The 2334-nt window shown below is 70.3% G+C and carries 2 pseudogenes; both read right to left on the bottom strand.

The features are described from left to right. Window positions 1-179: 179 nt before the first annotated feature. Window positions 180-851 (bottom strand): annotated as a pseudogene (gene istB / locus KME75_RS40975) (IS21-like element helper ATPase IstB); the annotation flags it as partial. Beyond that, a pseudogene (istA, locus tag KME75_RS40970) lies at window positions 851-2109 on the bottom strand (IS21 family transposase). The pseudogenes istA and istB, both read right to left, overlap by 1 nt. Window positions 2110-2334: the final 225 nt, after the last annotated feature.

Genomic DNA, 2334 nt, shown 5'->3' with positions numbered 1-2334 from the left:
CACCCGGCTGATTGACCTGGTCAACACCATCGACGCCAAGCTCGTCGCCGCCGCGTTCGGCATGAACCCCGAAGGAGTCCTGCCCTACCTCGCCGACCACATCGACCAGCAGCGCCTGCCGAACCCGAACCCGTGAGGTTTCGCCGTCGCCTGGCACAAGTTCGCGCGAACAAGTGCGCTTTAGCGAACACCTTGTTGCTGGTCACGATCAGGCTGGCCCGCTCGTAGCGGGAGGAGACGAGCTGGAAGAACAGGTTGGCGGCCTCGGGCTCGAAGGGGATGTAGCCGACCTCGTCGACCACGAGAAGTGGGACGCGGGTGAGCTTGGTGAGCTCGGCTTGCAGTCGACCGGCGTGGTGGGCCTCGGCGAGACGGGCGACCCACTCGGCGGCGGTGGCGAATCCGACCCGGTGCCCGGCCTGACAGGCGCGCATGGCCAGCCCGATGGCGAGGTGGGTCTTGCCGGTGCCGGGCGGGCCGAGGAACACCACGTTCTCGCGGGCGGTGACGAAGTCCAGGGTGCCGAGGTGGGCGATGGTGTCGCGTTTGAGGCCGCGGGCGTGGTCGAAGTCGAACTCCTCCAGGCTCTTGCGGGCCGGGAACCTCGCGGCCCGGATGCGGCCTTCCCCGCCGTGGGACTCCCGCGCCGAGACCTCCCGCTGCAGGCAGGCGACCAGGAACTCTTCATGGGTCCAGCCCTCGGCCCGGGCCCGTTCGGCCAGCCGGGCCACCGACTCACGCAGGGTGGGGGCCTTCAACGCTCGGGTCAGGTAGGCAACTTCGGCGGCCAGATCCCGGCCCGCCGTGGTGGTCGCAGTGATCCTCGTGGGAGTGGTCTTCGCGGTAGCCATCACGCCACCCCGCCCTCGTCGGCACCCTGGTCGGCACTGGTGACACCGAGTGCGGTGTCGTAGTCGGCCAGGCACCGCTGCTCGACTTCGGGCTCGAGGGCCGGGCGCAGCAGGCCGATCCGGTTGCGGCGCAACACCTTGGCTGCCGCGGCATGCTTCGGGTCGGAGATCGTTTGGTGCCACGCCCAGATTCGCTCGTGGTCGGCGACGAGTGTGCCGTCGCAGACCGCTCGGACCCGGGCCAGGTCGGCGATGATCTCGATCCGGCGGCCGATCACGCCGGGGTGGACCGAGTAGTCGTTGGCATCCAGGCGGATGTAGTGATCACGGCCCAGCCGTGTCGAGGCTCGCCAGCCGGTCGTTGGCGCCACCGGCGGCAGCGTGAGCATGGCGTGGCGGTCGACGGTGATCCGATCGCTCGGCGCGCAGCCCAGCGCCCGGCGGGGCCGGGTGTTCACCACGGCCAGCCAGTCGGCGAGCTGAGTGTTGAACTCCGCCGGCGAGGCGAACGTGCGGCCGGGCAGGAACGAGCGCTCCAGGTAGTCGTGCGCGCGTTCGATGAGGCCCTTGGCCTCCGGGTCGGCCGGGCGACAGATGAGCACCTTGGTGCCGAGCGTTCCGCGGAACGCCTGGCACTCGGCGGTAAGCTCGCTGCGCCCGCCGCGCCACCGGCCGATCGCGCCCTCGCCGTCCCAGACCAGCACCCGCGGCACCGCCCCCAGCCGCTCGATCAGCTGCCACCAGCCGGCGAGTAGATCCTCCGCCTTCCGGGAGGGGATCAGCAGCGCCAGCAGCCACCGGGCATATCCGGTCACCATCGTGAGCACCGGCAACTGGGTCGGGTTGCGGGCCTGGCCGAACCCGACCGGCAGCGTGATCGGCGGGAACCACAGGTCGCACTGGGCGATCTCCCCAGCCACGTAGCTGGTGCGCGAGGCCGGGTCCGGCGCAGATACACCGGCCGCAGCTCGGCCACCCGGTCACGCAGCACCCGGATCGACCGGGTCCAGCCGATCCGCTCCGCGATCACCGTCGCCGGCATGGTCGGATACGCCGCCAGCAACTCCCGGATCCGCGGCTCCACCGCATCCACGATCGACCCCGCCGGGGCGCGCTCATACTTCGGCGGCCCGTCCGAGGCCAACGCCGCCCGCACCGTGTTGCGCGACACCCCCATCACCCGGGCAATCGCCTTGATCGCCATCCCCTCCGACCGGTGCAACCGCCGGATCTCCGCCCAGTCCTCCACGCTCAGCACCCTCCCCATCTTGCGAACGATCTTGTGGAGGGGGTCAACTTTCACCCGCCGCAAAGGGGTCAGTTTTCAGGATCTGGCCCACATTTCGTGATCGTCTCGACCCGGCGTGTCACCTGATGAGGTGACCGCGGCTCGTGATCATGCCCGGGGTGCGATCGTGAGTGGCTGCCGGCGCTGGTCCCGCAGCTGGCCGGAGTGATGATCGAGCGGGTCGAGCGGCTGGCG

The sequence above is a fragment of the Pseudonocardia nigra genome, from assembly GCF_019396355.1.
In the GTDB taxonomy this organism is placed as follows: Bacteria; Actinomycetota; Actinomycetes; order Mycobacteriales; family Pseudonocardiaceae; genus Pseudonocardia; species Pseudonocardia nigra.
Note: the sequence above shows the minus strand (reverse complement) of the source record. Positions and strands in the feature narration are given on the sequence as shown.